Origin of the sequence: Actinophytocola sp. (assembly GCF_045807065.1) — a bacterium.
Lineage (GTDB): Bacteria > Actinomycetota > Actinomycetes > Mycobacteriales > Pseudonocardiaceae > Actinophytocola.
Map to the genome: position 1 here is coordinate 1 of NZ_JBJMIE010000342.1, position 22,197 is coordinate 22,197.

General features: G+C 72.3%; 18 protein-coding genes and 1 pseudogene. 13 read left to right on the forward strand and 6 right to left on the reverse strand.

What is annotated here, in order from left to right; translation table 11 throughout:
• Nucleotides 1–996 (reverse strand): annotated as a pseudogene (locus ACJ73U_RS19785) (hypothetical protein); the annotation flags it as partial.
• A gap of 139 nt (nt 997–1,135) precedes the next feature.
• Nucleotides 1,136–2,761 carry a DEAD/DEAH box helicase gene (locus ACJ73U_RS19790; RefSeq protein ID WP_407779135.1) on the reverse strand — a complete coding sequence of 542 codons (1,626 nt, stop codon included), beginning with the start codon at nt 2,759–2,761 and terminating at the stop codon, nt 1,136–1,138.
• 193 nt (nt 2,762–2,954) lie between these two features.
• Here ACJ73U_RS19790 and ACJ73U_RS19795 point away from each other — a divergent pair, with 193 nt between their 5' ends.
• Together ACJ73U_RS19795 and ACJ73U_RS19800 are read left to right on the forward strand one after the other, a co-directional pair.
• Nucleotides 2,955–3,626 carry a ferritin-like fold-containing protein gene (locus ACJ73U_RS19795; protein ID WP_407779136.1) on the forward strand — a complete coding sequence of 224 codons (672 nt, stop codon included), beginning with the start codon at nt 2,955–2,957 and terminating at the stop codon, nt 3,624–3,626.
• Nucleotides 3,627–3,661: 35 nt separating this feature from the next.
• Nucleotides 3,662–3,889: a DUF3107 domain-containing protein gene (locus ACJ73U_RS19800; RefSeq protein ID WP_407779137.1), complete on the forward strand. Its 228-nt coding sequence runs from the start codon at nt 3,662–3,664 to the stop codon at nt 3,887–3,889.
• Nucleotides 3,890–4,103: 214 nt separating this feature from the next.
• Here the strand turns inward: ACJ73U_RS19800 and ACJ73U_RS19805 are convergent, their stop codons facing one another.
• Nucleotides 4,104–4,814: a TetR/AcrR family transcriptional regulator gene (locus ACJ73U_RS19805; RefSeq protein WP_407779138.1), complete on the reverse strand. Its 711-nt coding sequence runs from the start codon at nt 4,812–4,814 to the stop codon at nt 4,104–4,106.
• Nucleotides 4,815–4,845: 31 nt separating this feature from the next.
• Complete coding sequence (locus tag ACJ73U_RS19810) at nt 4,846–5,487, reverse strand: TetR/AcrR family transcriptional regulator (RefSeq protein WP_407779139.1); 642 nt, start codon at nt 5,485–5,487, stop codon at nt 4,846–4,848.
• 142 nt (nt 5,488–5,629) lie between these two features.
• On the opposite strand from ACJ73U_RS19810, the gene ACJ73U_RS19815 reads away from it, so the two are divergent.
• The 8 genes from ACJ73U_RS19815 to ACJ73U_RS19850 all read left to right on the forward strand — a co-directional run bounded on the left by ACJ73U_RS19815 (nt 5,630) and on the right by ACJ73U_RS19850 (nt 13,339).
• Nucleotides 5,630–6,568 (forward strand): alpha/beta fold hydrolase, encoded by a 939-nt coding sequence (locus ACJ73U_RS19815; RefSeq protein ID WP_407779140.1) that lies wholly within the window; start codon nt 5,630–5,632, stop codon nt 6,566–6,568.
• 34 nt (nt 6,569–6,602) lie between these two features.
• Complete coding sequence (locus ACJ73U_RS19820) at nt 6,603–7,610, forward strand: DUF3152 domain-containing protein (RefSeq protein ID WP_407779141.1); 1,008 nt, start codon at nt 6,603–6,605, stop codon at nt 7,608–7,610.
• Between the two features lie 99 nt (nt 7,611–7,709).
• Nucleotides 7,710–8,888, forward strand: a complete 1,179-nt coding sequence (gene moeZ, locus ACJ73U_RS19825; protein ID WP_407779142.1) for an adenylyltransferase/sulfurtransferase MoeZ — start codon at nt 7,710–7,712, stop codon at nt 8,886–8,888.
• A gap of 138 nt (nt 8,889–9,026) precedes the next feature.
• Nucleotides 9,027–9,821 carry a TIGR02569 family protein gene (locus tag ACJ73U_RS19830; RefSeq protein ID WP_407779149.1) on the forward strand — a complete coding sequence of 265 codons (795 nt, stop codon included), beginning with the start codon at nt 9,027–9,029 and terminating at the stop codon, nt 9,819–9,821.
• 222 nt (nt 9,822–10,043) lie between these two features.
• Entirely contained in the window at nt 10,044–10,382 is a 339-nt protein-coding gene (locus ACJ73U_RS19835) for a YciI family protein (RefSeq protein WP_407779150.1), read from the forward strand.
• Nucleotides 10,382–10,705: a YciI family protein gene (locus tag ACJ73U_RS19840; RefSeq protein ID WP_407779143.1), complete on the forward strand. Its 324-nt coding sequence runs from the start codon at nt 10,382–10,384 to the stop codon at nt 10,703–10,705. The genes ACJ73U_RS19835 and ACJ73U_RS19840 overlap by 1 nt, the downstream gene beginning before the upstream one ends.
• A 5-nt stretch (nt 10,706–10,710) precedes the next feature.
• Nucleotides 10,711–11,913 (forward strand): RNA polymerase sigma factor, encoded by a 1,203-nt coding sequence (locus ACJ73U_RS19845; protein WP_407779151.1) that lies wholly within the window; start codon nt 10,711–10,713, stop codon nt 11,911–11,913.
• Nucleotides 11,914–12,205: 292 nt separating this feature from the next.
• Nucleotides 12,206–13,339 carry an SPFH domain-containing protein gene (locus ACJ73U_RS19850; protein ID WP_407779144.1) on the forward strand — a complete coding sequence of 378 codons (1,134 nt, stop codon included), beginning with the start codon at nt 12,206–12,208 and terminating at the stop codon, nt 13,337–13,339.
• Between the two features lie 124 nt (nt 13,340–13,463).
• Here the strand turns inward: ACJ73U_RS19850 and ACJ73U_RS19855 are convergent, their stop codons facing one another.
• Complete coding sequence (locus ACJ73U_RS19855) at nt 13,464–13,754, reverse strand: MGMT family protein (RefSeq protein WP_407779145.1); 291 nt, start codon at nt 13,752–13,754, stop codon at nt 13,464–13,466.
• Between the two features lie 62 nt (nt 13,755–13,816).
• Between ACJ73U_RS19855 and ACJ73U_RS19860 the strand changes: the two genes are divergently transcribed.
• Nucleotides 13,817–17,035, forward strand: coding sequence for an ATP-dependent helicase (locus tag ACJ73U_RS19860; RefSeq protein ID WP_407779146.1), 3,219 nt, complete (start codon nt 13,817–13,819; stop codon nt 17,033–17,035).
• Complete coding sequence (locus tag ACJ73U_RS19865; protein WP_407779147.1) at nt 17,032–20,289, forward strand: ATP-dependent helicase; 3,258 nt, start codon at nt 17,032–17,034, stop codon at nt 20,287–20,289. The genes ACJ73U_RS19860 and ACJ73U_RS19865 overlap by 4 nt, the downstream gene beginning before the upstream one ends.
• Here ACJ73U_RS19865 and ACJ73U_RS19870 read toward each other — a convergent pair.
• The gene (locus ACJ73U_RS19870) at nt 20,265–21,020 is read right to left on the reverse strand and encodes an SMP-30/gluconolactonase/LRE family protein (RefSeq protein WP_407779148.1); all 756 of its coding nucleotides are present in this window, start codon (nt 21,018–21,020) and stop codon (nt 20,265–20,267) included. The genes ACJ73U_RS19865 and ACJ73U_RS19870 overlap by 25 nt on opposite strands.
• A gap of 116 nt (nt 21,021–21,136) precedes the next feature.
• Here ACJ73U_RS19870 and ACJ73U_RS19875 point away from each other — a divergent pair, with 116 nt between their 5' ends.
• On the forward strand, nt 21,137–22,195 hold the full coding sequence (locus tag ACJ73U_RS19875) for a potassium channel family protein (protein ID WP_407779152.1): 1,059 nt from the start codon (nt 21,137–21,139) through the stop codon (nt 22,193–22,195).
• Nucleotides 22,196–22,197 lie beyond the last annotated feature (2 nt).

Consider the following 22,197-nt stretch of genomic DNA (forward strand, 5'->3'; position numbering starts at 1 on the left):
CCGGTTCGGCTTCGGCATCGCGACCGCGGTGCACTGCTGCACGTCGTCCGGCTTCGCGGGGTCCAGCCGGCACTGGTCGCTCATCGCCACGACCCGGGTGTTCTTGCCGACCACGACGCTCGCCACGACGACCGGTTTCTCGGCGTCGTCCTCGCCGGTCGCGCGGTACACGGTCAGCCGGTCGCTCGGGTCGGTCGGGCAGCGCTCGATGACCGCGATCTTGGCGCTCACCACCGACACCGTGCCGTAGGTGCAGCCGACGCGCGGCTGCTTGTTCGGGTTGACGAGCGCCGGGACCCGGCCGTACTCCATGGTCTGGACCAGGTCGGACCGCCAGGTGGTGAGCAGCTTGGCGCCGGTCGTGGTGACGTACCCGCTGTTGTCGTACAGCAGCCGCGTGCCCAGCTCGGCGTCGGAGTCGCGCTGCCCCTGGTAGGGCTTGTCCCGCTGCTCGTTCTCCTGCGGCGGTCGCCCGCGCTGCCCGGTCGCCGGCCACAGCGCGGTCACCTCGCTGCACCCGCCCTTCTTGCGCGGGTCGTCGTCCGGCAGCAGGTTGTCGGTCTTCGCGTACACGGCGACGGCCATCTGCCACGCCCCGATCACCGTGCACAGCGGCAGGTCACGGGTGTAGCGCCAGCGGACCTCACCCGTCAGCGGGTCCCGGCCGGCGACCTCGCCGCCGTTGCCGGTGACGACCGCCGGGCCGATGGCCACGGGCTCGGGCGTGGCGGCCGACTTGGCCCGCCACACCTCGCCCATCGACGGCGGGAACGTCGTCGGCCGGGCAGGCGAGGTCATCGTCCCCGCGTAGGTCTGCGCCGTGGTCGCCCGCACGTCGCTGGACCGCCACAGCAGCAGCCCACCCACGAGCGCCGCGACCGCGATCAAGGCGGCGACGGCGACATCCCGCTTGCGGTGGAACCTGGTCCGCTGCCAGCGCTCAAGCGGTTCGTCGTCCTCAGAAGAACCGTCGAGCACGTCCTCGTCGCCGATCACAGTCTTCAATGGCTCGCTCCGCTCGCTGGGCTGATCAGGCCCGCACGCGGCGTCTTGCCTCCCGGCGCTGCTCGGCGGGTCGCTTCGCTCCCGGCCTTCGCTGCTCGGTCGGTCCAGACGCCGCCGGCCCGATCACGCGTCAGTCTGCCGAACCGCCTGTTTCGCTCGCGTTGGGCGTCGTCTCACTCACGGGCACGCCGCCCCGCCTACGGGTCCTGGCCCGCGTCCTGGCGGGCCGGTCCGACTTCGGCGACGAGGTCGCCTCCTGCGGCTCGGCCGCCGGCTCGCCCTCGCCGCCACTGCCACCGCGGCGGCGGACGCGCCTGCGCTGGCGCGGCTCACCGGTGGACTCGGCCGACTCGGTCTTGCGAGCCTTCTCGGGGCCACCCTTGCCGCCGGTACGGGAACGCCGGCGGTTGCGGCCCTTCTTCGTGCCGCCCAGGTCCTCCTCGGGCTCGGCCGACAGGCCGGCGCGGGTCCGCTTCGACAGCGGCAGCCGACCGGTCGCGTCCGCCGGGATGCCCAGGTCGGCGAACAGATGCGGCGACGTCGAGTACGTCTCGACCGGCGCCGGCTTGTCGAGGCCCAGCGTGTCGCTGATCAGCTTCCAGCGCGGCTCCTCGTCCCAGTCGACGAGCGTGACGGCCACACCCTCGCGCCCGGCGCGGCCCGTGCGGCCGATCCGGTGCACGTACATGCCCTCGTCCTCCGGGCACTGGAAGTTGATCACGTGCGTGACGTCGTCGATGTCGATGCCCCGGGCCGCGACGTCCGTGGAGATCAGCACGTCGACCTTGCCGGACCGGAACGCCCGCAGCGCCTGCTCACGCGCGCCCTGGCCCAGGTCACCGTGCACGGCGGCCACCGCGAAGCCACGCTCCGCGAGGTCGTCGGCCACCTTCTGCGCGGTCCGCTTGGTCCGGCTGAAGATCATCGTCAGACCGCGGTCCGACGCCTGCAGCGCCCGCGCCACGATCTCGATCTTGTCGAGCGAGTGCGCCCGGTAGACGAACTGGCGGGTGCGCTCGTGGATGGCGCCGGCGTCGTTCTCCTCGGCGCGGATGTGGGTCGGCTGGTGCAGGAACGTGCGGGCCAGCGTGATGATCGGGCCGGGCATCGTGGCCGAGAACAGCATGGTCTGCCGCTCGTCGGGCACCATGGTCAGGATCCGCTCGACGTCGGGCAGGAAGCCCAGGTCGAGCATGCGGTCGGCCTCGTCGAGCACCAGCGCGCGGACCTTGCCGAGCACCAGGTGGCGCTGTTCGGCCAGGTCCAGCAGGCGGCCCGGGGTGCCGACGACGATGTCCACGCCCCTGCGCAGCTCGGCGATCTGCTGCTCGTAGGGCCGGCCGCCGTACACGGAGCTGACGCGGGCGCCCAGGTGCCTGGCGGCGTCGGACAGGTCGTGGCAGACCTGCAGGCACAGCTCACGGGTGGGCACGACGACCAGCACCTGCGGGGTGCCGTCGCCCGGGGTGGTGATGCGGTTGAGCAGGGGCACGCCGAAGCCCAGCGTCTTGCCGGTGCCGGTGCGTGCCTGGCCGATGATGTCGTTGCCGGCGAGCGCCAGCGGCAGCGTCAGCTCCTGGATCGCGAAGGTCCGCTCGATGCCGGCCTCGGAAAGGGCTTTGACGATCTCCGCCTTCACGCCGAACTCGGCGAACGTGGGGGAGTCGGAGCGGACGGGCGCGTCCGCCAGCAACGGATGGGACGTGTCGGTTTCGGGGACGCCCGCCTCGCTGTGCTCCAGCTCGACGACGTCCATGTCCTTGATCTCTTCAGTGATGTGAATCTCTCCCTTGTCCAGCGCGCTCCGCCCTGGACGGGCCGCTCGACCGCACCCTCTGGTGAGGTACGGGAGGGCCGGCGAGGCGCGCACACCCTCTTCACGCGGCTGGTGAAAAAGCCTGCGTTTGGGCTCAGTCTACCTGCGATGGTGGACGGATACGCTCAGGGTCATGAGCGAGTCTGGCGATGCGGCCGCGAAAGTGGACATTGACCCCGGTGTGGTTGACCTGCTCGGAGTCCTTGCTTACGGCGAGTTGTCGGCCTTCGACCGGCTCGCCGAGGACGCGCGCACGGCGCCGTCCATCGACGGTCGTGCCGCGTTGTCGGCCATGGCCGCCGCCGAAATGGGCCACTACCAGCGGATCGAGAAGTTCCTGGCCGGCCACGGCATCGACGTGCAGGACGCCATGCGCCCGTTCATCGGCCACTTCGACACCTGGCACGCGTCGACCGCGCCCCGCTCGTGGCTGGAATCACTCGTCAAGGCCTACGTCGGCGACGGCCTGGCCGCGGACCTGTACCGCGAGATCGCCTCGTGGCTGGACCCCGAGACGTCCGCGCTGGTGACCGAGGTGCTCGCGGACACCGGCCACTCGGCGTTCGCCGAACGCATGGTCCGCGCGGCCATCGAGACCGACCGCGCCGTCCGGGACCGCCTGGCGTTATGGGGCCGCCGGTTGCTCGGCGAGGCACTGACCCAGGCGCAGTACGTGGTGGCCGAGCGCGACGGCCTCGCGGCGCTCATCGTGGCGGGCACCGGCGACCTCGCGGGAATCGCCGCGCTGTTCCGGCGGTTGCAGCAGCAGCATGGCAAGCGGATGTCCGCGCTGGGACTCGGCTAGCCTTGGTCCGTCGTACCGTCATATTGGAGGTCACCGTGGAGGTCAAGGTCGGAGTCGCGGACACCGCGCGGGAGCTGCTCATCAACAGCTCACAGACTCCGGAAGAGGTCGAGGCGTTGGTGGCCGACGCGTTGAAGGGCTCCTCGGACACGTTGACGCTCATCGACGACAAGGGGCGCCGGTACGTGGTGCCCTCTGCCCGGGTCGCGTACGTGGAGATCGGGTCCGCCGACTCGCGGCGGGTGGGCTTCGCCACCGCCTGATCAGGCTTTTTCCGAGGGCAGGGCCGTGGTGGTCCTGCCCTCGGTCTTTCGTCCTGCGTCCTTGAGGGGGCGCCTGCCTGCCTTGCCCCCCGCCGCCACCGCCGAACCGCCTCACGGAGAGGTCTGTTTCGCCACGGGGCTCGGGTCGCCTCCGTCACCCCGGCGCGGGCTCGGGTTCGCTTCCGTCACTTCGGCGATGGGGGGCGGGTTCGCTTCAGCCGGCGGTTGGTTCGGGGAACTTGACCACCTTGTTCAGTTCCAGTGGCTTGTTCGGGTCGAGGACCACGTCATGCGATCGGGTGAATCCGTCGATCGCGGACCAGATGATCTGCGTCAGGTACTCGACGATCGACTCGCGGCTCATGGTGCGGCGGTCCAGCCACCATTCGCTGACGTTCTGGACCATGCCGACGATGCCGTGGGCCCAGGGTTCGGCGGCGCCCGAGTCCAGGTTCATCGCGCGTAGGTAGTCGCCCAGTAGGGCGGACAGGGCCTGTGCGATCAGTTCCTTGTCCTCGGCCACGATGTCCTGCTCCACCGCGCGGTTGGCCAGGTTCCTGCGCAGCAGCATCCGGTACAGGTGGGGGTGTTCCTCGACCGTCGAGAAGAACGCGTCCAGGCTCTTCCTGATCCGCGGGACCGGGGCCTCCTCGTTGTTCAGCGCCGGGATGAGGCGGTCGAAGAGGATTTCCGTGCCGCGGTGGCCCAGTGCCACGAACAGGTCCGCCTTGTCGGCGAAGTGGCGGTACAGGACCGGCTTCGTCACGCCCGCCTCCGCGGCGATGTGGTCCATGCCGACCTCCGGGCCGTGCTCGGCCAGTGCGCGCATCGCGGCCTCGACGAACTCCGTGCGGCGGGCCGCGCGGTGGGATCGCCAGCGGTCTCGTCGGGCGTCGCCGGTCGAGGGGTCCGTTGCTTCTGGCACCTTGCGGACGTTACCCCTCACGAAAGACCCCTCACGAGTGCTGGAGCGGGTAACCGCCGCCGATGCCCTTCCAGGCCAACGTGCTGATCAGGCCGACGGCCTCGTCCTTGGTCATCGTCCGGTTGTTCGCCAGCCAGCTGCGGGCCGCCACCTGGCTGATGCCCACCAGGCCGACGGCCAGGAGCCGCGCCGGCTCCTCCTCCAGGCCGGCGTCCGCGGTGATGGTCCTCGTGATGGCCTGCACGCACGCGTCCGTGCCCCGGTCGATGGCCGCCTGGACCACCGGCTCGCCGCGCAGGTCGGACTCGAAGACCAGCCGGTACGCCTGGCTCTCGCCGTCCACGAAGTCGAAGTACGCGCTCACGGCGTTGCTGACCCGCGCCTTGTTGTCGGTGGTCGACTCCATGGCGTCGGTCACCCGCTGGATCAGCTCGTCGACGTGGATCTCCAGCAGGGCGAGGTACAGCTCCAGCTTGCCGGGGAAGTGCTGGTAGAGAACCGGCTTGGACACACCCGCGCGCTCGGCGATCTCGTCCATGGCCGCCGCGTGGTAGCCGTTGGCCGCGAAGACGTCCTGCGCCGCGGCGAGCAGCTGCGCCCGCCGGGCGGTGCGCGGCAGTCGTGCCGCTCGGTTCCCCTGACCAGCCAGCCCGTGCTGGATCGTTTCCGACATGCGCCCTCCAGATCCCTCGCGAATCGGGGTCACCGACCCGAGGTCCGACCTTACTCGCCGGTAATGCGTAACCGGGAGAGTCATGGACACTAGAACGATGAGTACCTCCACCGAGCCGCCTTCCCCGGTCACGTTCGTTCCCATGTCAGACGCCGTGTTGCCCGCCGTCGACATGTCGATCCCACCGTGGCCCGGCGAGGACCGGTCATCCGGTGGGGTGAAGCTCCACGTTCGTGTCACGCCCGGTCCCGGTGACGCCCCGACCGCCGTCTACGTGCACGGTCTCGGCGGTTCCGCGACCAACTGGACCGATCTAGCGGGCCAGCTGTCCGGCTTCGTGCCGGGCATCGCGCTGGACCTCCCCGGGTTCGGCAGATCGGAGCCGCCGCGGGACTTCGACTACTCCATCCCCGCGCACGCCGACACGGTCGCCCGCTTCGTCGAGGGCCTCGGCGTCGGGCCGGTGCACCTGTTCGGCAACTCGATGGGCGGCGCGATCGCGATGAACGTCGCCGCCGACCACCCCGAGCTGGTGCGCACGCTGGCGCTCGTGTCGCCGGCCGTGCCGGACCTGCGACCCCTCACGTCGCGCATGTCCGACCCGCGGCTGGCCGTCGCCTACCTGCCGCTGGTCGGCGCGACGGTGCGCAGGCGGATCGCCGCCGAGCCCGGCGACATGCGGGTCATGCGGCTGCTGCGGCTGTGTTTCGCCGAGCCGGACAAGATCCCGCGGTCCCGCCGGGAGGAGTCGGCCAAGGAGTTCGCCGAGCGGGAGCGGCTCGTGTGGGCCAACCCGGCGCTCGCCAGGAGCACCGTCGGTCTGTTCCGCTCGTGGCTCGTGCCGCGCACCCGCTCGATGTGGACGCTGGCGCCGCGGATCAAGGCGCCGACACTGGTCGTGTGGGGCGCGGACGACAAGCTGGTCACGGTCCGCAAGGCACCACGCACGGCCCGGCTGATCCCGAGGGCGCGGCTGCTGGTGCTGCCCAGGACCGGGCATGTCGCGCAGATGGAGCGGCCGGGCACGGTCGCGCGGGCGGTGCTGGGCATGTGGGAACAGGTCGACGCGGGCAACTGGTGAGCGCCCGTATTTCCGCTGTGGCACTCTTGTTGTCGTGACGAGACCTGTCCGTGACCGGTATCGGGCGGAGGAACGCCGCACGTCGGCCGAGCCGTTGGCCGCGAAGTGGCGCCCGCTCGACGACCCGCCTTCCGGCAGGCGCAGGGCGGTGCGCCGCAGGAAGGGCCTGCTGTCCGCGTACGGCTGGCGCCTGTACGCCGTGCCGGCCCTGCTGGCGGTGACCGCGCTGGTCCTGGTCCAGACCGCGAACGACAGGGACTCGCCCGACCGGACGACGGCGGGGTCGAGCGCCGGCGGCGGCGCCGCGAACACCGGCGACGTCTACGCGAACTCGAAGATCACGGAGAAGCCGGTCAAACCGGCCGACCCGAAGGTCCCGACCGCGGAGCTGCCGGCGGGCCCGGCGTACCCGCAGGCCGGCTCCGGCAACTTCTCGGTGATCCCCGGCACGACGCCGCGGGTCGGCAACGGCGGGAAGCTGTACACCTACACGATCGAGGTCGAGGACGGGATCGACCTGGCCCCGTACGGCGGCATCGACTCGTTCGGCCGCCTGGTCGACTCGACGCTCGCCGACCCGCGTGGCTGGGCCGGGACCGGGCAGGTGTCGGTGCAGCGCGTCGACGGCAACGCGAACCCGGACATCCGGTTCACCCTGGCGACGCCGGACACGGTGCACCGCACGGACTTCTGCGGCTACTCGATCAAGTACGAGTCCTCGTGCTGGCGCCGCTCCGAGAAGCGCGTGATGATCAACCTGGCGCGGTGGGTGCGCGGCGCGCTGGCCTTCGGTGGCGACATCGGGTCCTACCGCGAGTACGCCATCAACCACGAGATCGGGCACGCCTTCGGCAAGGGCCACGTCGGCTGCGGCGAGCAGGGCGGCCTCGCGCCGGTGATGATGCAGCAGTCGTTCGGCACGTCCAACGACTACGTCGCCCAGCTCAACGAGCAGGCCGACAACACCGACCCGGTGCAGGCGGACGGCAAGACGTGCCGTTTCAACCAGTGGCCCAACCCCCAGGCGCAGCCGCCGACGTGATCCCTTCCCGACATGTGGGAGCCGGGGAAGCCCGGGTGGGACCTCCGCGTTGAACGTGGGGAGACTGGGGCTTACCAGTCACGCGTCGAGGAGGAACCCATGGCAAGCGGTTTGCCACCGCTGGTGGAGCCGGCCGCCGAGCTGACCAAGGACGAGGTCGCCCGCTACAGCCGTCACCTGATCATCCCGGATGTCGGGGTGGACGGGCAGAAGCGGCTGAAGAACGCGAAGGTCCTGGTGGTCGGCGCGGGTGGGCTGGGCAGTCCCGCCCTGCTGTACCTGGCCGCGGCCGGCGTCGGCACGCTCGGTGTGATCGACTTCGACGTCGTCGACGAGTCGAACCTCCAGCGGCAGGTGATCCACGGGCAGTCGGACATCGGCAAGCCGAAGGCCGTCTCGGCCAAGGAGTCGATCGCCGAGATCAACCCGTTCGTGCACGTGATCCTGCACCAGGAGCAGCTGACCTCGGACAACGCGCTGGAGGTCTTCGCAGGCTACGACCTGATCCTGGACGGCACCGACAACTTCGCGACCCGCTACCTGGTCAACGACGCGGCGGTGCTGCTGGGCAAGCCGTACGTCTGGGGCTCGATCTTCCGGTTCGAGGGCCAGGTCAGCGTGTTCTGGGAGGACGCGCCGAACGGCCAGGGCCTCAACTACCGCGACCTCTACCCCGAGCCGCCGCCGCCCGGGATGGTCCCGTCCTGCGCCGAGGGCGGCGTCCTCGGCGTGCTGTGCGCGTCGATCGGCTCGGTCATGGTCACCGAGGCGATCAAGCTGATCACGGGCATCGGCGAGCCGCTGCTCGGCCGGCTGATGGCGTACGACGCGCTGGAGATGTCGTACCGGACCATCCGGATCCGCAAGGACCCGGAGTCCAAGCCGATCGAGGGCCTGATCGACTACGACGCGTTCTGCGGCGTGGTCTCCGACGACGCGCAGCAGGCCGCGGCCGACCACACGATCACCCCGCGCGAGCTGAAGGAGAAGTTCGACCGCGGCGACGACTTCGCCCTGATCGACGTCCGCGAGCCGCACGAGTACGAGATCGTGAGGATCCCCGGGGCGACCCTGATCCCGAAGGACGAGATCCTGTCCGGCGCCGCGCTGTCGAAGCTGCCCCAGGACAAGCCGATCGTGCTGCACTGCAAGTCCGGCGCCCGCTCCGCGGAGGCCCTGGCCGCACTGCACAAGGCCGGCTTCAAGGACGCGGTCCACGTGGGCGGTGGCGTCCTGGGCTGGGCCCGCGACGTGGACCCGAGCCTGCCGACCTACTGATACCGGTGCCGTGGAAGGGCGCGTTGGGGATGCCCAACGCGCCCTTCCCGGTGTTGTGGGTGCTGAGCCGATCGGGTCGGCAACGCGCCACGACCGCGTGACCTGCACGACGCGTGACGGGGCGGGCAGGTAGCGTGCCTGATCGTGACTGCGTCGCCACCGCCCCAGCATGTGCGGGCCGCCTTCGGCGCCAAGGAGAGCGTGCCGGAGCTGGTCGGCGCCGGCCCTCACTGGCGCTGTGACGACATCGCCCTGCGGCCGGTCACCAACCCGGCCGAGGCGTCCTGGGTCGCGCAGACCCTCGGCGAGCTGACCGTGCCCGACCTGCGCATCGGCCGGCCCCTGCGGTCCAGTGACGGGCGGTACGTCGTCGGGGGCTGGGTCGCCTTCCGGTACGTCTCCGGCACCGCCGAGGCACGCTACGACGAGATGGTCGCCGCCTCGCTGCGCCTGCACAGGGCCACCGCCGGCCTGTCCGTGCCCCGGTTCCTGCAGGGCAGGGCCGACGTCTTCGCCATGGCCGACCGGGCCGCCGCCGGGGTCGAGGAGGCGCCGCTCAACCCGTCGCTCGGCGGGCGGCTGTTCGACGTCCTCTCCGCCTCGCGCAGGCCGCTCGGGCTGCGGCCGCAGGTGGTGCACGGCGACCTGTTCGGCAACGTCCTCTTCGACGGCGACGCGGCGCCCGGCATCGTCGACTTCACCGCGTTCCACCGGCCGCCGGAGTGGGCCGCGGCCGTGCTGGTCGTCGACGCGCTCGCGTGGGGCGGCGCCGACGACGGCCTGCCGAAGCGCTGGGCGCACCTGCCCGAGTGGCCGCAGGCACTGCTGCACGCCCTGCTCTACCGCCTGGCCGTGCACGCACTGCACCCGCACTCGACCGAGCAGTCGATGCGCGGCCTGGAACGCGCCGCGCGCCTGGTCACAACGGTCTGAGCGCCGGCTCGACCAGGTAGTCCAGGGAGGACAGGAGCGTCCGCGCCGGCGCCTCCGTCAGCGCGAGCACGGCGATGACCGCGACCACCGCCGCCGTGACGTTCCGCCACCACAGCCATGCCGTGGAAATTCCTCCCGCCCCCTGTCGATTTCCCGGTTCGGCGGCGTCGTCGGGGTGAGACGCTGCACCGGGCAGCGGACGAGGAGGAACACGTGCGGTACATGTTGATGATTGCCGACGACACGGGTGAACGCCTGAGCCCCACCCAGATCGACGCCGAGCCGGAGTTCATGGCGTGGCTGCGGGACGTGGAGTCGCGTGGCGCCAGCCGGGTGGGGACGCTGCTGCGCCCGCGGACGGAGGCCGCGACCGTGCGGGTCCGGGAGGGGCGGACGCTGCGCTCCGACGGCCCGTTCGCGGAGACCAAGGAGCACATCGGGGGTGTCGAGATCGTCGAGTGCGCCGACCTCGACGACGCCATCGCGATCGCGTCGACGCACCCGGCCGCGGGCCGGTACCCCATCGAGATCCGGCCGTTCTGGCCGCTGGAGGAGGACTGATGCGGTTCCTGATGCTCGTGACCGTCGACCCGGACCTGGCCGGCACGGTCGACGGCGATCCGACGGCGTGGGTGAACGAGACGACCGCCAAGGGGCAGCGGCTCGAGGGTGACCGGCTCCGCCCGGTCAGCGACGCGACCACGCTGTGGCCCAAGGACGGCGGCGGCACGTTCGTCTCCGACGGCCCGTTCGCCGAGACGAAGGAGCAGATCGCCGGCTACGACGTCATCGAGTGCGCCGACCTCGACGAGGCGGTCGAGGTGGCGGCGAAGCACCCGGTGGCGAGGTTCGGCGCGATCGAGCTGCGACCCGTGTGGGAGTGAGCGAGGTGGTGGTCAGGGAGGCGGTCGACGAGGCGTTCCGAGCCGAGTGGGGACGCGTGGTCGCCACGCTGATCCGCGTCACCGGCGACTGGGACCTCGCCGAGGAGTGCGCCTCCGACGCGTTCGCGAGCGCGTTGGCCACCTGGCCCCGGGACGGCGTGCCGCGCCGCCCCGGGGCGTGGCTCACGACCGCCGCCCGCAACCGCGCGCTCGACCGGATCCGGCGCGGCGCCGCGGAGACCGGCCGGCTGCGCCGGCTCGCCCCCGTCGTGCCGGTCGAGCCCGAGACCCCCGAGCCTGCCGAGCCCGACGTCGTGCCCGACGACCGGCTGCGCCTGATGTTCACCTGCTGCCACCCGGCCCTGCCACTCGAGGCGCAGGTCGCGCTGACGCTGCGCACCCTCGCCGGGCTCACCACGCCCGAGATCGCGCGGGCGTTCCTGGTGCCGGAGTCGACGATGGCGCAGCGGCTCGTCCGGGCCAAGCGCAAGATCCGCAACGCCCGCATCCCGTACCGCGTGCCGCCGGCCGAGCTGCTGGGAGAACGCACCGCGGGCGTGCTCGGCGTGCTGTACCTGCTGTTCAACAAGGGCTACTCGGGTATCGAGCTGTCGACCGAGGCCATCCGGCTCGCGCGGGTGCTCGTCGAGCTGATGCCGGACGAGCCGGAGGCGGGCGGCCTGCTCGCGCTGATGCTGTTCCACGAGGCCCGCCGCGCCGCCCGCGTCGACGACCGCGGTGACCTGGTCACGCTCGCCGACCAGGACCGCACCCGCTGGGACCGCGCGATGGTCGACGAGGGCGTCGCGGTGCTGGACGCGGCGTTCGACCGTGCCCGGCCCGGGCCGTACCAGCTGCAGGCGGCCATCGCGGGCTGCCACGCCACCGCCACCTCCGCGGCGGACACCGACTGGCGGCGGATCGCCGACCTGTACGGACTGGTCGCGCGGCTGAGCCCGTCACCGGTGGTCGAGCTGAACCGGGCGGTCGCGGTGGCCGAGGTCGAGGGCCCGGCGGCGGGCCTGGCGCTGGTGGAGGCACTGCGTGACGACCTCGCCGGCTACCACCTGCTGCCGGCGACCCGCGCCGACCTGTTGCGCCGGATGAACCGCCTGGAAGAGGCGAAGGCGGCGTACGCGGCGGCGTTGGAATTGGCACCGACGGACGCCGAACGGCGTTTTCTCACCCGGCGTATAAACGATCTGTAAAGGTGGCACGGCGGGACATACAGGTGCGCTAGCGTGCGATTGGTGAAGCGGCGATGAACGCTGACGACTCGGCTGACGACTCACCAGTCGGGTGTATCGGCGTACTGGTGGTCGGCACGCGTGGTGGCAGTGGGCCCGGCGAGGTGCTGGTCAGGATCCGGGGCGGATCGGAGGCGTTCCTCGCCTTCTCCGACGAGCCGCTTCCCAAAGGAGCGACCGTTCTGGTCGTCGACTCACGTGGGGCGCGCTCGGTTGACGTCACGCCCTGGACAGATCCACTGGGAGTTTTCTGATGTTCTTCTACCGCGTGCCGGCCCCCGACGAGGCAATGCTCATCTCGGGTGGGAAGGCCAGGGGCGAGAGCAACGCGCCGTTCCGGGTGGTGACCGGGCGGGGCGCGTTCGTCATGCCCTTCTTCCGCAAGGTCCGGTTCCTGTCGCTGCACATGGCCGAGGCCGAGATCACCGAGACGTGCGTCACCAAGCAGGCGATCACCCTGAAGGTGCGCGCCGTGATCGCGTTCAAGGTCGGCAACGACACCGAGAGCATCGTCAACGCCGGCCAGCGCTTCCTGTCCGACCAGAGGCAGATGGAGGACCTGACCGGCCGGATCTTCTCCGGTCACCTGCGCTCGATCGTCGGCGCCATGACCGTCGAGGAGATCATCACCGAGCGCCAGAAGCTGGCGCTGGAGGTGCTGGACGCCTCGGCGACGGAGATGGCCCGGATCGGGCTCACGATCGACTCGCTGCAGATCCAGTCCATCGACGACCTGGACCTCGGCTACATCGCCGCCCTGTCGGCCCCGCACAACGCGGCGGTGCAGCGGGAGGCGCAGATCGCGCAGGCGAGGGCCGACCAGGCGTCCGCGGAGGCCGCGCAGGAGTCCGCCCGCAAGCAGGCCGAGTACGCGCGCCAGACGGCCGTCGTCCAGGCCCAGTACAAGGCGGAGATCGACCGGGCGCAGGCCGAGGCCGCCCAGTCCGGTCCGCTAGCGCAGGCGAACGCCACCCAGGAGGTCATCAACGCTCGGACGGCGTTGGCCCAGCGCGAGGCGGCGCTGCGTGAGCAGCAGCTGGTCGCCGAGGTCGTGAAGCCGGCCCAGGCCGAGGCGGACCGGGTCCGCATCATCGCGAAGGCCGAGGCCGAGGCGACGGAGATCCAGGCCGCGGCGGCCGCGTCCTACGACCGCGTCGCCCTGGACCGGTTGATCATCGAGCAGCTGCCGCAGATCGTGAAGGAGGCGGCCGGCGGCCTCAAGGGCGCGAACGTGAACATCCTGAGCGGCGCCGACGGCCTTGGCGAGATGGCGGCGGGCCTGGTCGGCCAGGGCCTGGCCATCCTGGACTCGGTGAAGAAGGGCCTGTCCGGCGACCAGCCCGCGAACTCCGACCCCACCCCGGAACGCAGGACCCTCAACCCCTGACCCGCGTGTCCAACGCCCCAGCCCCGCGTGTCCAACGCTGCGACCCCGCGAGTTCAACAAATCGTGCCTGCTGCATATGTTGGACTCGGGCCTCCGTTGTGTTGGACACGCGGGGCGGGGGCGGTCAGGGCTGCCAGCGGTACTCGCGCATGTCGACCTTCTCGCCGTCGGCCAGGACGCCCTCCGCCCGCAGCAGTTCCAGCTGGCGGCGGGCGAGGCCCTGCGCGGGTACCCCGCTCGACCGGATCACCCGGTGCCACGGCAGGTCGTGGCCGTCCTCGGACAGGATGCGGCCGATCAGCCGGGGGGTGGGCGCCGAGGCCAGCGCGGCGATGTCCCCGTAGGAGGCCACGCGTCCGGGCGGGATCGACCTGATGATTTCCCGTACGCGTTCGTGCAGCTCCTCCGAAACCATGTCGGCAAGTATGACGGCGTGCCGCCGTCACCGGACCGAGGTCGGCGTGGTTCCATCGTGCGGTGGTCGTCGCTAACGCTCCCCGGCTCGTGCGCCGGTCGGTGGCGCCGGGCGCGCCGTTCCGGTGGGAGCCTGCCGCCGCGCGGGTGCTCGACGGCGCCGAGGGCTTCACCCGGGTCCTCGGCGGCCCCGGCACCGGCAAGACCACCCTGCTCACCGAGGTCGCGGTCGACCGCATCCGCCGCGGCGGCGTCGACCCCGAACAGCTCCTGGTCATCACCGCCAACCGGCGGGCTGCCACCGAGGTCAGGGCCGCCATCGCGCGGCGCGTCACCGAGGACGACGAGACGGGTGACGTGCCCCGCACCGTACGGGAGCCGCTGGTCCGCACCGTGCACTCCTACGCGTTCTCCGTGCTCAGGCTCCACGCGCACCGCCACGACATCCCCGGCCCGCGCCTCCTGAGCGGCCCCGAGCAGGACGCCGTCGTCCGCGAGCTGCTCGCCGGCGACGTCGAGGACGAGGCGCACTACTGGCCCGACCGGCTCTGGCCCGCCCTCACCGTCCCGGGCTTCGCCGAGGAGCTCCGGGACCTCATGCTCCGCGCCGCCGAGCGCGGCCTCGGGCCCGAGGACCTCATCAGGCTCGGCAGGGACACCAAGCACCCCGAGTGGGTGGCCGTCGGCCGGTTCGCGCGGCAGTACGAGCAGGTCCTGCTCCTCGCCAACGCCGCGGACAGCGCCGTCGCCCAGGAGTCCGCCCCGGCGCTCGACGCTGCCGAGCTGGTCGCGTCCGCACTGCTGGTCTTCGACACCGACCAGGAGCTGCTCGCCGAGGAACGCGAGCGGATCCGCTACCTGCTCGTCGACGACGCCCAGCACCTCGACCCGCTCCAGTACCGGTTCCTCGCCCGGCTCGGCTTCGCGGCCACCGAGTTCGTCCTCGCGGGCGATCCCGACCAGGCCGTCTTCTCCTTCCGCGGCGCCGACCCCCGCCTGCTCGCCGACACCGAGCCCGACGGCGGCACGGTCGTCCTGAAGCACAATCACCGCATGGCACCCGCGGTGCGGGAGGCCGTCGCCCGGCTCGCCGCCCGCCTGCCCGGCTCCTCGCCGCAGCGGCCCACGCCCGGCGAACCGGTGGAGAACTCCCGCCAGAACGGCCACGTCGACGTCCACCTGCACACCACGGAGGCCGCCGAGGCCGCGTGGATCGCCGACCAGTTCCGCCGCGCGCACCTCATCGACGGCGTGCCCTGGTCGGAGATGGCGGTCCTGTGCCGCTCGGTCACGCGTTGCGCACCGGTGCTGCACCGCGCGCTCACCGCCGCGGGTGTCCCGGTCGTCGCCGACGCCGACGAGGTGCCGCTCGCCCGCCAACCCGCGGTCCGGCCGTTCCTCGACCTGCTCCGCGTCGCGGCCCACCCGCACCTGCTGACCGCCGAGCGCGCCGAGATGCTGCTGACCAGCCAGTTCGGCGGCGCCGACCCGCTGGCCATCCGCCGGCTGCGTCGTGGGCTGCGGCGGCTCGAGCTCGCCGCCGGCCACGACCGGCCCTCCGACGAGCTGCTCGTGGAGGTGCTGAACAGCGCCGACCTGCTCGCCGCGCTCGACGACGCCGAGGCCGTGAGCGTCCACCGCATCGCCGGCCTGCTCGCCGCCGCGCGGCAGGCCATCGACGAGCACGCCGGCATCGAGCAGGTGCTGTGGGTGGTCTGGCAGGACAGCGGCCTCGAACCGCGCTGGGTCGCGCAGTCCCAGCGCGGCGGCACCCTCGGCGCACAGGCGGATCGCGATCTCGACGCGATCGTCGGCCTGTTCCACGCGGCCGCCCGCTACGCCGACCGGCTGCCCGGCGCCGGGGTCACCGGCTTCGCGGACTTCCTCGCCGCACAACGGATCGTGGGCAACTCACTGGCCCCGACCGCCCAGCGCGAGGACGCCGTGTCGGTCATCACCGCACACGCGGCCGTCGGTCGCGAGTGGACGGTCGTGGCGGTGCTCGGTGTGCAGGAGGGGACCTGGCCGGACCTGCGCCTGCGTGGTTCGCTCCTCGGCGTCGAGCGCCTGGTCGACCTCCTCGCCGGCATCGACGACGCCGCCGAGTCCCAGCTGTCCCAGACCGCGCCGCTCCTCGCCGAGGAACGCCGCCTGCTGCTCGTGGCCGCGAGCCGCGCCCGCCACAGGCTGCTGGTCTCGGCCATCCGCGGCGATGACGAGCAGCCGTCCCGGTTCCTCGCCGAGCTGTCCGGCGTCGACGTCGAGGTCCTCACCGACGCCGGCCGGCCCACCTCGCTCGGCGGCACCCGGCGCGCGCTGGTGCTCGCGGACCTCGTCGGCGACCTGCGCCGCGCCGTCTGCGACAGCAACGCGTCCGAGGACAGCAGGCGCCGCGCGGCCCGTCAGCTCGCCCGGCTCGCCGAGGCGGGCGTGCCCGGCGCGCACCCCGACAGCTGGTACGGCCTCGCGGACCTCTCGACCAGGCAACCCCTGCGCGACAAGGACGAGACGGTCACGGTCTCACCGTCCACCGTGGAAACACTGGCGAAGTGCCCGCTGCGCTGGGTGGTCGAGCGGCACGGCGGCACCGACCCGGCCGAGCTGGCGTCGATCACCGGCGTGCTCGTGCACGCGCTCGCGCAGGCCGCCGCGACCGGCGCCGACGAGGTGCACCTGCGTGCCGAGCTGGACCGCGCGTGGGACGCCGTCGACGCCGGTGCGCCGTGGTTCTCCCGCCGCGAACGCGCGCGCGTGCACGCCATGCTGGACACGTTCCTCGACTGGGTCGTGGCCACCCGCGGCGAACTGACGCAGGTCGCCGTCGAACACGACTTCGCCGTGGACGTGCCCGAGGCGCAGGTGCGCATCCGCGGCCGCGTCGACCGGCTGGAGAAGGACAACGAGAACCGCCCGGTCGTCGTGGACGTGAAGACCGGCAAGCAGGCGGTCACCGAGTCCGACGCACAGGAGCACCCGCAGCTCGCCGTCTACCAGCTGGCCGCCGCGTACGGGGCGTTCGTGCGGCTGGGCCTCGACACGGAACCGGGCGGCGCGCGGCTGCTGTACGTCGCGAAGGCCAACCGCCGCAAGAAGGCCGCGACCGAACGCAACCAGGACGCGATCGGCGAGGACGGCGTCAAGCACTGGACCGGCGTGGTCGCCGACGCGGCCGCCGCGAGCACCGGACCCGAGTACACGGCGAAGCAGAACCCGGACTGCCCGCGCTGCCCGGTCCGGACCAGCTGCCCGATGCATGCGAGCGGTCGTCAGGTCACCGAGTGATCAGTCCGAGGGAGCTCGCGAAGGAGCTCGGTCTGCCGGCGCCGACCGACGAGCAGGCCGAGGTGATCGCCGCACCCACTGACCCGGCGCTCGTCGTCGCCGGCGCGGGCGCCGGCAAGACCGAGACCATGGCCGCGCGCGTGGTGTGGTTGGTGGCCAACGGGATCGTCACCCCGGACCGGGTCCTCGGCCTCACGTTCACCCGCAAGGCCGCGCGCCAGCTCGCCGACCGCGTCCGCTCCCGCCTGCACCGCCTCGCCGGCTCCGGCCTGCTGCAGCGGCTCGACCCCAGCAGGCAGCGGCTCGCGGACGTGTACGCGGGGGAACCGACCGTGCTGACCTACCACGCGTACGCCGGCAGGCTCGTCGCCGAGCACGGGTTGCGGCTGCCGGTCGAGCCGGGCGCGCGGCTGCTGACGGAGACCGCGTGCTGGCAGCTCGCGCACGGCGTGGTCTCGACGTGGACCCAGGACCTGGAGACCGACCGGGTGCCGGTCACGGTGACCCGCTACCTGCTGGACCTGGCGGGCGAGCTGGCCGAGCACCTGGTCGACCTCGACCGGCTGCGCGAGTACAGCGAGGACCTCGCGTCGACCATCGAGAACGCGCCGCGCGGCCCGCGCCAGCGCGCCGAGCTGTCCCAGGACCTCCGCGAAGTCGTGGCGGCACAACGGTTCCGGGTCGCGCTGCTGCCCCTGGTGGCCGCCTACGGCGACGCGAAGCGCAGGGAGGGCGCGCTGGACTTCGCCGAGCAGATGGCGCTGGCCGCGCGGCTCGCGAGCACGCAACCCGAGGTGGTGGCGGGGGAGCGGTCGCGCTGGGGCACCGCGCTGCTCGACGAGTACCAGGACACCGGCCACGCACAGCGAGTCCTGCTGCGGTCGCTGTTCGGTGGGAACAAGCCGATGCCGGTCACCGCGGTGGGCGATCCGGTGCAGGCGATCTACGGCTGGCGTGGCGCGAGTGCCGCGAACCTGCCGCGGTTCACGACCGACTTCCCCATGCTGGACAACGAGAAGCTCGTGCCGGCGCCCCGTTACGGCCTGCTGACGAGCTTCCGCAACCCGCCGGAGGTGCTGGCGCTCGCGAACGCGATCTCCGGCCCGTTGCGGGGCGCCGGCCTGGACGTCGAGGAGCTGCGGGCGCCACCCGGCCGGGGTTCGGCGGACGTCCGCGTCGCGTTGCTGCCGGACGCCGGTGCCGAGGTCGAGTGGCTGGCCGACGAGCTGGCCCAGCGCTGGCGGTTGATCGCGGACGAGCGGGGCACACCGCCGACCGCGGCGGTGCTCGTGCGGCGTCGCGCCGACATGACCGACCTCGCGACCGCCTTGCGTGCCAGGGGTCTGCCGGTCGAGGTGGTCGGCCTCGGCGGCCTGCTCGACGAGCCGGAGGTGCGGGACCTGGTGTCCGCGCTGCGCGTGCTGATCGACCCGCTGGCCGGCTCGGCGGCGGCCCGCCTGCTGACCGGCGCGCGGTGGCGCCTCGGTGCCGCCGACCTCGCCGCGTTGTGGAAGCGGGCCGCGTCGCTCGGCCAGGAGTACCAGCCGGGGGAGGACAAAGGTCGACTTGTCGACACCGTGCCGGGTGAAGGGGCCGAGCAGGCGGGGTTGGTCGACGCGATCGACGACCCGGGCGACGCCGACCAGTACTCGCACGAGGGCTACCGCCGGATCCGGACGCTGGGCCAGGAGCTGCGGATGCTGCGCCGCCGCCTCGACCAGCCGCTGCCGGAACTGGTCGCGGACGTGGAACGCGCCATGCTGCTGGACATCGAGGCCACCGCGCGGGTCGGCGGCGCGCGGCGGGCGCACCTGAACAAGTTCGCGGACGTCGTGTCGGACTACGCGCGGGCGAGCCCGTCGGCAACGCTGTCCGCGCTGCTGGACTACCTGGCGGCGGCGGAGAGCGCGGAGGACGGGCTGGAGCCGGGCGAGGTCGTGGTGGCCGAGGACCGCGTGCAGATCCTGACCGTGCACAGCGCGAAGGGCCTGGAGTGGGAGATCGTCGCGGTGCCGAACCTGGTCACCGACGTGTTCCCCAGCCGAAGGCGGACGTCGTGCTGGCTGCGTGCGGTGACCGAGCTGCCGGCGTCGCTGCGGGGTGACGCGGCGGACCTGCCCGTGCTGGACCTGTCCGCCGCGGAGAACCGCAAGGAGATCGAGGTCGAGCTGACCAACCACGCGGAGGCGTTCGCGGAGCGCGACCTCACCGAGGAACGCCGGCTCTGCTACGTCGCGCTGACCCGGTCGGAGCGGACGCTGCTGGTGTCGGCCCACTGGTGGGGCCGCACGGGCGCCAGGCCGAAGGGCCCGTCCCCGTTCTTCACCGAGGTGGCCGACGCGGTACGCCCCATGGACGAACGCGTGGCGTCCATCGAGTACTGGGCACCCGAGCCCGGCGAGTACGAGGAGAACCCACTCGCGACGGCGGACCGCACCGCGCTGTGGCCGGCGGATCCGCTGTCCCTGGCCCGCGACGACGTGGTGACCGCGGCGGACATGGTCCGTGCCGAACTGGCGTCGCTGCGCGCGGGCTCGACCGAGCAGCTGGCGCTGGAGGCGGACCCGGAGGGCTGGGTCGCCGACACGGACGTGCTGCTGGCCGAACGGGCCGCGGCCGCGAACCGCCAGGAGGACGTCACCCTGCCGGCGTCGATCTCGGTGAGCCAGCTGGTTGAGCTGGCGCGCGACCCGGCGGCCCTGGCCCGCCGGCTGCGCCGCCCGCTGCCGTTCCCGCCGAACCCGCTGGCCCGCCGCGGCACGGCGTTCCACGCGTGGCTGGAGAAGCGCTTCGGCTCCCGGGCGTTGCTGGACCTGGACGAGCTGCCGGGCTCCGCGGACGCCGAGGTGGCCGTGGACGCGGACCTGGAGTCGCTGCGGGAGGCGTTCCTGGCGTCGGCGTGGGCGGAGCTTTCCCCGGCGGAGGTCGAGGTCTCGTTCACCTGCGACGTGGACGGCATGACGTTGCGCGGGCGGCTGGACGCGGTCTACGCCGACCGCGACGGGGGGTGGACCGTCGTGGACTGGAAGACCGGTGCGGTGCCGTCCGAGGAGGAGCTGCCGGCGCTGTCGGTGCAGCTGGCCGCGTACCGGCTCGCGTGGGCGAGCCTGTCGGAGGTCCCGGTGGACAAGGTGCGGGCCGCGTTCCACTACGTCCGCTCGAACACCACCCTGCGCCCGGTGGACCTCATGGACCCGCCCGCGCTCCGCGCCCTGCTCCGCGGTCTCCCTCAGAGCGGCACCGCGAGCACCTGACCGCTGCCGGGCGTCACCATGTGCTCGTCGGACATGCCGCGCCACTCGGCTGCCGCGACGTACAGGGTGTCGCCGTCCACCACGCAGTCGAAGGCGCCGCGGTCGAGGTCCACCCGGCCCAGCACCGAGCCGCCCTCGGCCACCCGCACACAGCACTTGTTCGGCACGTCCGCGTACCAGACCGCGCCCGTGGCGTCGACGCAGATGCCGTCCGGCGCACCCGCGCCGACCGACGCCCACACCCGCCGGCCCGAGAGCCGCCCGTCCGGCCCGATGTCGAACGCCGTCAGCCGGTGGCCGTGCGACTCCGCGACGATCAGCGTGTCCCCGAGGACCGCCATGCCGTTCGGAAAAGCGAGCCCACCGGCGACCTCACCGGTGCCGACGAGGTGGACGGTCCCGGACGGCCCGGTGAAGTCGGGCCGGTTCACGTACACGTGGCCGTGCCGGGACACCGCGATGTCGTTCCACCCGGTCGCGCCCAGCGACGCGTGGGTGACCAGCGTCCCGTCCGGCGAAAGGCGCAACAGGGACCCGCCGGCCGAGTCCACCACCACGAGCCGCCCGTCCGGCAGCCAGTCGAAGCACAGCGGCAGCGACTCGACCGTCGCCAGCACCCCGCCGGGCACGGCGAGCACCTCGCCGGCCGACCAGTCGGACACGTACAGCCGGCCGTCACGCCGGCGGATGGACTCCAGCAGCCCGCGACCACCGAGTAGTACCTGTGTCATCCCTGACACCTCCTCGACCAACCACACGAACGGGCGCCGCTCAGATCGACAGGCGGGAATGGGCTAATCTCCCCGCCGTGACCAGCCCCGACGATCCCCGTCACCGACGCCTCGGCATGTCGCGGTTGGCCGAGCGGCTCAGCGACCGGCCGGACCACGTGCTGGCCGGCGTGATCCGCATGCCGGAGCCCACCGTAAGCCCGATCGCGTCGATCGTGCGGCGGGTGATCTGGGCGGTCGTCGCGTTGTTCGTCGCCGTGCTGCTCGTCTACCTCGACCGCGACGGGTACCGGGACGCCAACGGGGACGGACTGTCCTTCCTGGACTGCGTCTACTACGCGACGGTGTCCCTGTCGACCACCGGCTACGGCGACATCACGCCGGTCAGCGAGTCCGCCCGCCTGGTCAACATCCTCGTCATCACCCCGCTGCGGGTGCTCTTCCTCATCGTCCTGGTCGGCACCACCCTCGCCGTGCTCACCGAGCGCTCGCGCCAGGCGTTCAAGCTGCAACGTTGGAGGTCGAAGGTGCGCGATCACGTGGTGGTCGTCGGGTTCGGCACCAAGGGGCGCTCCGCCGTCCGGTCGGTGCTGTCCGACGGGGTCGCGCCGGAACAGATCGTCGTGGTGGACACCGACCAGGGCATGCTCGAGGCCGCGTCCGCGATGGGGCTGGTCACCGTGCACGGCTCCGGCACGCGTTCCGACGTGCTGCGGGTCGCCGGCGTACCCCGGGCGCGGGCGGTCGTGGTGGCCGCGAACCGGGACGACTCGGCCGTGCTGATCACGCTCACCGCCCGCGAGCTGTCGCCCAAGGCGCAGATCGTCGCGGCCGTGCGGGAGGCGGAGAACGTCCACCTGCTGCGGCAGTCCGGCGCCAACCAGGTCGTGGTGTCCAGCGAGACGGCCGGCCGGCTGCTCGGCATGGCCACCCACACCCCGACGGTCGTCAGCATGGTCGAGGACCTGATCACGCCGGAGTCCGGCCTCGCGATCGCCGAGCGCGACGTCGAGGAGGGCGAGGTCGGCGGGTCGCCGCGGCACCTGTCGGACATCGTGCTCGGCGTGGTGCGCGGCGGGAAGCTGTACCGCGTGGACCACCCCGAGGCCGACGCGATCGAGCCCGGCGACCGGCTGCTGTACGTCAAGAAAGTAACCCCGGCCCAGGACGACTGAGC